This window comes from Aquitalea sp. S1-19 (genome assembly GCF_024343515.1).
The window spans coordinates 1-9,028 of sequence record NZ_RJTZ01000118.1 but is presented as its reverse complement, the minus strand read 5'-3'; the positions used below and the strand labels follow the sequence as shown (position 1 = coordinate 9,028).

Here is a 9,028-nt window from a genome sequence, read left to right as displayed (position 1 = left end):
GACCAGCTAATACGGCGCAATATCGACGCGACCTTGCAGCGCTATGTCCATTCCTTCTTATCGGTGTCGCTCACCATCATCCTGATCATCGGCATCCTCGGCTATTTCGGCATGCAGACCACCACCTTCGCCGCCGTGATTGCCGCTGGCGGCATCGCCATCGGCATGGCGTGGAGCGGGCTGCTGGCCAACTTTGCTGCCGGCATCTTTCTGGTGGTACTGCGCCCGTTCAAGGTCGGTGACTTTATCTGTGCCGGCGGCGTCACCGGCACGGTGGAAAATATCGGCCTGTTCGCCACCACCTTCAACACGCCGGACAATGTGCAGACCCTGGTCGGCAACAACAAGATTTTTTCCGACAATATCCAGAACTACTCGACCAACGGCTACCGCCGTGTCGATTTGTGTGCCCAGCTGGCCAATTCGGCAGACTACGCACTGGCGCAAACCCTGCTGCGGGAAAAAATCGCCACTATCGCCAATGTAATGAAAACACCGGCCCCCGATATCGAGATCCTGGAATTCAACGAGCGCGGCCCGGTACTGGCGGTGCGTCCCTATTGCCATACCGACCATTACTGGCAGGTCTACTTCGACAGCAACCGCGCCATACGCGACACCCTGACCGCAGCCGGCTTCCCGCTGCCCGAACAGCCGGTGGTGGTGAGGCAAGGGTAGACTCGGGACTCGGGACTCGGGACTCGGGACTCGGGACTCGGGACTCGGGACTCGGGTTTCAGCATTTCGGCCAAGCATGCTCGCGTCAACATCGCGAGTCCCGATTCCCCGCCCCCCCTATCCCGACACTATGCTTCTGCATTTCGCGTATACTGCCCCGCTTGCACCGGCCGCCATCCGCCGGTGCTTTTATTTTGACTCTACCGCAGTCGGCGCGGATGGATGCCGGATACCGGCTCGCCGCAGTAAGGAAACCGCATGACCACCTTCGCCGAACTCGGCCTGATCGAACCCATTGCCCGCGCCGTTGCCGACGCAGGCTATACCATCCCGACGCCTATCCAGCTGCAGGCCATTCCGCAAGTCTTGAAGGGTGGCGACCTGCTGGCTGCCGCTCAGACCGGCACCGGCAAGACCGCCGGCTTTACCCTGCCTTTGCTGCAGCGTCTGGCCACGACGCCAGCCAACACCCGTGCCGGCCGCCCGCGCGCACTGGTTCTGACCCCGACCCGCGAACTGGCAGCCCAGGTTGCCGAATCGGTCAAGACCTATGGCCAGCACCTGAAGCTCAGCTCCATGGTGATGTTCGGTGGCGTCAGCATCAACCCGCAATACGCCCAGCTGCGCAAGCCCATCGATATCGTGATCGCCACCCCTGGCCGTCTGCTTGACCATGTACAGCAAAAAACCATCGATCTGTCGGCGGTTGAAATTCTGGTACTGGACGAAGCCGACCGCATGCTGGATATGGGCTTTATCCGCGATATCAAAAAAATTCTGGCCATCATGCCGCCGCGCCGGCAGAACCTGCTGTTCTCGGCCACCTTCTCTGACGAAATCCGCACGCTGGCCGACGGCCTGCTGGACAATCCGCAGCTGGTGGAAGTCGCCCGTCGCAATACCTCGAGCGAGCTGGTGACCCAGCGCGTGCACCTGGTCGACCGCGACAAGAAAACCGATCTGCTGATCAAACTGATTCAGGACAATAACTGGCACCAGCTCCTGGTGTTCACCCGCACCAAGCACGGCGCCAACCGCCTGTCGGAAAAACTGGACAAGGCCGGCATCCGCTCGGCCGCGATCCATGGCAACAAGAGCCAGGGTGCACGCACCAGTGCACTGGCCAATTTCAAGTCGGGCGACTTGCAGGCGCTGGTCGCCACCGATATCGCCGCACGCGGTCTGGACATCGACCAGCTGCCGTTTGTGGTCAACTTCGAGCTGCCTAACGTGCCGGAAGACTATGTACACCGTATCGGCCGTACCGGTCGTGCCGGCTCCAGCGGTGAAGCGGTGTCTCTGGTCTGTGTGGACGAGCTGAAGTTGCTCAAAGACATCGAGCGCCTGATCAAGAAAGACATCGAGCGCTTCGAAGTGGCCGGCTACAAGGCCGACCTGTCGGTCAAGCCCGAGCCGCTGCTCAAGCCGCGCCAGCCGCAAGGCCGTGGCCAGGGCGGCCGTCAGGGGCAGGGACAAAACACAGGCAATAATGCGCGCCGCGGCGCGCCGGCCCAGCAAAAACAAAAAGCGGCACATGCGCACCAAGCCAAGCCGCACGGCCATGATGCACCCAAGCCCCAAGGCGCCAAGCCGGCCGGGCAAGGACGCAGCAAACAGGCCCGTCCGCAAGCTGCGCTGTTCAGCCAGCCCAAGCGCTAAAACCTGAACCGGCCCGCGCTAGCCATATCCGGCAGCGGGCCGCTTTGCGGTATTAAGCCAAAACGGTATCGGCCTCTATGCCTTGCATGCTGGCAATCTGCTTGAGGTGGGCCAGACTTTCAATCTGGATCTGGCGCACCCGCTCGCGCGCCAGCCCCAGCATTCTGGCCACTTCCTCCAATGTGCTGATCTCGTTTCCATTCAGACCATAGCGGTGCTCGACGACCAGACGCTGCTTGCTTGGCAGTAGTGCCAGCCATTCTTGCAAATAGCTCATCAATTCGGCATTGTTCAGCGCCTCGTCCGGCTCGGCCTGTTCAGTGTCGGCAATCGCCTCCCCCACACTCAAGCTCGGATCCCTGTCCAGCGGGGCATCCAGCGACATCATGCGCGGATTCTGTTCCATCAGGCGGCGCACATCGGCAACCGGCTTGCCAAGGTGCCAGGCGATTTCCTCCATGCTCGGCTCAATACCGCTACGGCTTTCCAGTTCGCGGGCTGCACGCAAACAGGCATTCAATTCCTTGACCACATGAACCGGCAAACGGACAGTGCGCGACTGATTCATGATGGCGCGTTCAATATTTTGCCGTATCCAGCAGGTAGCGTAGGTAGACAAGCGAAAACCGCGGCTGACATCGAATTTTTCGACAGCATGCATCAGCCCCATATTTCCTTCTTCGATCAGATCCAATAACGGCAAACCGCGGTTGAGATAGTGTTTGGCAATGCTGACCACCAGACGCAGATTGTGTTTGACCAGCAAGGCCTGCGCATTACTGTCGCCCTCTGCCATGCGTAATGCCAGCGCCTGTTCGTTTGCCGCGCTGAGTAGCTTGCAGCTACCGATATCCTTCAGATAAATCTGGGTGATATCGACCAGATCCTCAAAAGCGACCCCAGTATCCATCCGTGAATGACCCTCACTCAGCAAATCTTGTCCCTCTACTTCGGCCCACGCCTCAACGACTCCACGCATCATTAGTCCCACTATCGAAATACCGCATTATTCCTGCATGAACAACAAGTTAGCCATGCGCCAGAATGATACCAATCGGCTAAATCACTCTATGCGAGAACTATACGGCATATTAGATATTAATAATAATGAAATATATCAATGTAAAGCATGAAAAAACGGCATGCCGGCTGTGGAGATACAACAGTCAGTCCCACTTACACAAAAAGCGGATGCAATCACTACCCTGCGCCATAGAAACCAGCTACTCTAATCCATAAGCATATGAACCAGCACAGGGCATATCAAAGTGACCAGCATGAAAGGTTCAACATTCTGGCAACCCACATTGCTGTTAGCCTATGCCGCCAGCGCGTGGCTGGGCTATTACGGCGCCATGCCGTTTCCACTGCAGACCAGCTTGCTGCCCACTGCCGGCCTGGCTCTGCTCGCGACACTATATATAGGTTGGCGGGCACTCCCGGCCTGGCTGCTGACGGCCGGGGCGGCCGCTTTTTTACAACAGCGCAATCTGCAGGCGACAGGGCTGGCCCTGCTGCCCTATGCCTGCGTCTTGCTGCCCACCGCCTTGCTGGCTGAAAAACGCCGGCTCACCGCCAGCAGGGCAAAAAGCACCCCCCTCAAGAACCCCAAAGAAACGACGCTCGACTACCATGCCATCGCAGAGGCGACCCCTTTTCCCCTGCTATTGAACCGTATCGACGACGGCGTCATTCTGTATGCCAATCCACGCGCCAGACAGCGCCTGTTCGGTACACTTGCCCCTGAGCAAAAACGGCGGATACAGGACTTCTACGCCCATGTCGCCGACCGCGAGCGCAATAGCGCCACCTTGATGAATGCCGGCTCGCAATCGGACCGGGAAATCGAACTGGTCGACGCCGCAGGCCAGCGCTTCTGGGCACTGGTTTCCAGCAATCTGCTCCGCATCCAGGGAGAATTGCTGGTACTGACCGGCATCAACGACATTGGTGAGCGCAAACAGCTGGAAGTACGGCTACAGGACAATCATGCAAAACTGCAGCGGCATGTCGGGGAAATCGAGCGCCTGCAAAAAGGGCTGCGGGAGCAGGCATTTGGCGATGCGCTCACCGGCGTATTCAATCGCCGCCATCTTGAAGCCGTCCTGCCCAATCTGCTGAAAAACATGCACCGCGAAAGCCGCCCATTGGGGCTGATGATGTTCGACGTCGATCACTTCAAGAAGGTCAACGATACCTATGGCCATAAAAGCGGCGATCTGGTGCTGGCAGCCATAGGGAAAACCTTGCGCGACACTTTCCGCGGCAACGACATTATTTGCCGCTATGGCGGAGAGGAATTTGTCGTGCTGCTGCCCGGCTCCACGCTGGACGACACCGAAATGAAGGCCGGCCTGCTGCGGCGCAAAATCGAACAGCTACAAGTCATCAGTGCCGATGGCAAGCACACGATCCGCTTTACCATCTCCATCGGCGTCTCGGCCTATCCGCAGCATGGAAAGGACAATGACACGCTGTTGCGCGCGGCCGATGATGCGCTGTATCGCGCCAAAGAAGCCGGCCGCAACCGTGTCCAGCGTGCCAGCACGTCCATTCAGATTACCCCCTGAGGCGTGCTAATATCGCGCCATGGAACTCTACCGCTTCTTGCAACAACAAGGCTTCGGCAGCCGCAAGGAATGCCGCAAGCTGATCGAATACGGACTGGTCGAAATCAACGGCGAGCAGGCCGACAACTGGCGTGCAAAGGTGCAGCCGGACGAGCTTCACAGCTTAAGCGTGGATGACGAGCCGTGGCAGATAGTGCGCGGCCCGGTCTATCTGATGCTGAATAAAGAGGCGAATACCGAAACCTCGCACAAGCCCATCCACCACCCCAGCGTCTACTCGCGCCTGCCTCTTCCCTTCAACAATCTGGGCGTCAGTGCGGTGGGACGACTGGACGCAGACACGACCGGCCTGCTGCTGCTGACCACCGATGGCCAGTTTATCCATGCACTGACCTCCCCCAAAAAGCAGGTGCCCAAGTGCTACCGCGTCACGCTCAAGCATGCGGCCAGCAAGGCGCTGCTATCGCAATTGCAAAGCGGTGTGCTGCTCAGGGATGAAGATGAAACATTGGCGGTCGATGCCGTCCTGCAGGTGGACGAACACACCATCCATATGACCATCAGTCAGGGACGTTACCATCAGGTCAAGCGCATGGTCGCTGCCGCCGGTAATCGTGTCGAGGCGCTGCACCGCATCGCCATCGGCCCGCTGGCTCTGGGTGAGCTGGCACCCGGGCAGTGGCGTTTTCTGACCCCGGCCGAGCTCGCCGTTCTGGGTTTTGCCGGCTGAAGGCACAGCCTAGCCTTGAATTAATGTGTCCGCTGCGCGGACACAAAGTCCAAAAGCCATCTGTGCCTACCCGTAACGGGGGCATAGCCATGAAAAAACCCGCTTGAAGCGGGTTTTTTCATGGGATCAAAAGCAGACGCTCAAGCCGTCGCCAGTGCAATCTCCAGCGCCTGCTGCCGGTAGCGTTCGGCCGCCTCCGGCTTCTCCAGCGCAAAGAACAAGCTTGCCAGCTTGGCACAAGCCTGCAGCGTAGGGGTGACCGACAGGCTGGCTTCCAGATAGCTCTGCGCCTTGCCCCACAGTTTCTGCTCCTGCGCAAGACAGCCCAGGGCAAACAAAAGCTGATGGTCTCGCGGCCGCGACTTCAGCCAGGCTTCGGCCTCCTTCATCAAACGGATGCGCTGCGCTGCGCTGATTTGCCCGGCCATGTCCGCCAATGGCAGCGCCAGCTCGGATGCATCCTCATCGGCAGACAAGGCACTCGCCAGCAAGGTGGCGGCCGCATCCGCGTCGCCCAATGCCAGCATGCGCTGCGCGACTTGGGCCACCAGTTCGGCATTGCCGCGCTCGACTTCGGGAATCTTGCGCCACCAGGTGCTGATCTCTTCACTACCGGCAAAACCGGCCAGCTGCTGTGCATAGGCAGCCAGACGGTAACGCCTGGCCTGCGCCGCATCCAGCGCATCCGACTTCAGCAGCTTCTCGCTCAGTTGCAACACCGCTTCCGGCTGCTTGAGCTTGAGGCGGATCTTGAGTTCGAGCTTCAGCGCCGAGGTCAGGCTGGACGAGATGGCGCGTGCACGCTCGATAGCCGCCAGCGCCTCCAGCGGCTGCTTGGCTTCATAATTCAGCTCGGCTTCCAGCATATGGCGCGCCAGTTGCAGGCGCTCGGGCAAGCCTTCAAGCTGGCTCAGATATTCGTCGCGGTGTGCGATATCGTTGGTCTGGGCAGCAGAGCGCGCCGCGATCATCAAGGCCAGTGCCCGGTTTTCCGCGGCAAATTCGTCATCCACCGCCTTATTCGCCTCGCGCTCGGCCTTCTGGTAACGCCCCTCAAAAAAAGCCAGCGCCGCTTCGCGCAGTGCATGGCGCGAGGCCTTGAGCTTTTTCTGGCGCTGGAAAGCACGGACCTCTTCCGGCAAGCGTACCGCCAGCGCGATCAGGCGCAAAGCGCCATGCGCCAGCAGAATCAGCACAATGATCGCTACGATCAGCAGATTGAACGAGACTTCCATGCGGTAAGGCGGCACAAACAGGATGGCGTAGCCGGTATTGACGGTCGCCGCCAGACCCAGCAGCACGGCCAGCGCAAACAGGCCGATAATCCACAGCACAAACTTCACGGTTTCACCTCCACGCTGCCTTGCGCATCGCGTACCGACTTGAGGCTGGCAGCCAGATCCGGCAACTCGACATCCAGCGGCGCATCCTTGATGCCGTTCAGCGTGGCCAGCCATTGCTGGGTGGCCGGTGCATCGCGATCAAAATAACGCTCTACATAACTGCGCGCGGCGCTGATATCGGCATTGAACGTCCCGCCCAAACGGCCTTGCAAGGCCATGCGCGCATCCAGCAAGCGCATTTTCAGGTTTTCACGCAGGAAAAAGGCCTGCTCGGGCGACAGCAGCAAAGCTTCGGGTTTGTCCATGCGGCGGATATGTACCAGCTCGCCTATGCTGCCCGACAAATCGGACAGCGCCTTCTCCCACCACGACGCATTCGCCGGCAGCACGAGGCGGGTACCGGCCACTGGAGCCAGACGGTGATGGTCAACCGCCAGCGGCAGGGTATCTACCGACAGCATCAGCTGGTCCAGCTTGAGGGTAATGCCGACATTATCGAGATAAGGCAGCGCCTTGAGTTCGATCAAGTCCTTGTTGATCGCCTTTTTCAAGCCGATCAGCTGCGGACTGTCAAAACGGGCCAGGCGGGTATCCAGCATTTCCAGCGCCGACACCGCGGCCGACACATTACCCGCCAGCTGCAGTTGCTGGCTGGCGATGGACAGCGTGTGCTCGACCTCGGCCAGCAACCAGTCGCTGCGGTTGCGCGTCAGCTCCTGGTACATGCCCTCCAAGGTGGCATATTGCCCGGCAGACTGGTTAACACGCTCCTCCAGCAGGGCCAGCTTGGCATCGGTTGCCTTGAGTCCGCTCAAGGTCGCCGTATTTTGTTCACGCAGTACGCGGGCGGAACCGCCGGCATCGGCCAGACTTTGCGCCAGCGACAAACGGGCCTGATCCAGCGTGACGCGGGTTTCATAGTATTGCCAGCCGGACAGGCCCAATGCCGCCAGCGCGACAATCAGCGCAATATTGCCGGCGCCTGAGCGCTTGGCCGGGATGGGGGTGTCGGTAATCGGGGTGTCGCTCATGGATAGTAAAGACCACGCTGAGGTTCGACGAAGCGGAACAGATGCCCGCACTAGATGCCATTGTAACGTCAAGCCTATGACGGCGGCCAGCATGGGCCGCCGCAGGATGCGCCATTGTGGTATGGAAGGGCGGGAAATAGGGAGAGGGGAGCTTGCTCCCTATTCCCCGACGGCCTACCCTGCCAGCAACATCGCCACCCTGAGCAGTCCCTGCCACGGCTCGCCCTGCGCCGCGCCCTTGATCTGGCGGTCGACTTCGGCGCACTGGGTCAGCGCATCCATCAGTTTACGCGGGCCTATGCGGCGCAGTGCCGGCTCGGCCAGTTTCTGCCGCTCGCCCCATAGCTTGAGCTCGCGCGCCATTTCGCGGGCGTTGCGCCCGTCCTTGATGCCTTGGCGCAGCTTGAGCAGCATGCGGATATCTTCGGCCAGCGCCCACAGCACCAGCACCGGCGCCTCGCCCTCGGCTTCCAGCCCTTCCAGCATGCGCGCCACGCGGGGCGCATCGCCTTGCAGCCAGGCCGACGACAAATGGAACACATCGAAGCGCGCCACATTGGCCACCGCCTCGCGGACATCGGCCAGCTTCAGTTCGCCTTGCGGATACAGCAATGCCAGCTTGTCGACTTCCTGACGCGCGGCCAGCAGATTGCCCTCGACCCGGTCGACAAAGAAGGCCAGCGCCTCGCCCTCCATGCTCTGCCCCTGCGCCTTCAGCCGACGGACAACCCAGCCGGGCAAATCGGCACGGGTCACCGCCTTGGCATCAATCTCCAGCGCGGCCTTTTGCAGCGCGGTAAACCACTTGGTCTGCAGCTGCACCCGCTCCAGCTTGGGCAGTATCACCAGCGTCACCGTGTCCGGCGGCAGATGGGCCGCCAGTTTTTGCAGCGCCTCGCCGCCCTCGGCACCGGGCTTGCCCGACGGAATGCGCACTTCCAGCAATTTGAGCGAAGCGAACAGCGACACGCTATGCATGGCATTGGCGAGGCTGGACCAGTCAAAGCCGGGCTCGAC

Annotated in this window: 8 protein-coding genes; 4 read left to right on the top strand and 4 right to left on the bottom strand. The window is 60.3% G+C overall.

The genetic code is table 11. The features are described from left to right. A partial coding sequence (locus EGI20_RS14820; RefSeq protein ID WP_498632399.1) for a mechanosensitive ion channel family protein occupies positions 1-678 on the top strand: 678 nt, incomplete at its 5' end. Positions 679-936: 258 nt separating this feature from the next. After that, complete coding sequence (locus EGI20_RS14815; RefSeq protein ID WP_498632397.1) at positions 937-2,337, top strand: DEAD/DEAH box helicase; 1,401 nt, start codon at positions 937-939, stop codon at positions 2,335-2,337. Positions 2,338-2,389: 52 nt separating this feature from the next. On the opposite strand, the gene rpoS is transcribed toward EGI20_RS14815, so the two are convergent. Next, a complete protein-coding gene (gene rpoS / locus EGI20_RS14810) occupies positions 2,390-3,247 on the bottom strand; it encodes an RNA polymerase sigma factor RpoS (protein WP_498632396.1) in 858 nt (285 codons plus the stop codon). A 367-nt stretch (positions 3,248-3,614) separates the two neighbouring features. Between rpoS and EGI20_RS14805 the strand changes: the two genes are divergently transcribed. After that, a complete protein-coding gene (locus EGI20_RS14805; protein ID WP_498632395.1) occupies positions 3,615-4,907 on the top strand; it encodes a GGDEF domain-containing protein in 1,293 nt (430 codons plus the stop codon). A 19-nt stretch (positions 4,908-4,926) separates the two neighbouring features. Further along, positions 4,927-5,637: a pseudouridine synthase gene (locus tag EGI20_RS14800; RefSeq protein WP_498632393.1), complete on the top strand. Its 711-nt coding sequence runs from the start codon at positions 4,927-4,929 to the stop codon at positions 5,635-5,637. Positions 5,638-5,777: 140 nt separating this feature from the next. Here the strand turns inward: EGI20_RS14800 and EGI20_RS14795 are convergent, their stop codons facing one another. From EGI20_RS14795 to holA, 3 genes are all read right to left on the bottom strand, one after another. Beyond that, positions 5,778-6,980: a heme biosynthesis HemY N-terminal domain-containing protein gene (locus EGI20_RS14795; RefSeq protein WP_498632391.1), complete on the bottom strand. Its 1,203-nt coding sequence runs from the start codon at positions 6,978-6,980 to the stop codon at positions 5,778-5,780. Next, positions 6,977-8,011, bottom strand: a complete 1,035-nt coding sequence (locus tag EGI20_RS14790) for a uroporphyrinogen-III C-methyltransferase (protein ID WP_498632390.1) — start codon at positions 8,009-8,011, stop codon at positions 6,977-6,979. The genes EGI20_RS14795 and EGI20_RS14790 overlap by 4 nt, the downstream gene beginning before the upstream one ends. Positions 8,012-8,185: 174 nt before the next feature. Next, positions 8,186-9,028, bottom strand: an 843-nt coding sequence (holA, locus tag EGI20_RS14785) for a DNA polymerase III subunit delta (RefSeq protein ID WP_498632388.1), incomplete at its 5' end; no start/stop codon positions are given.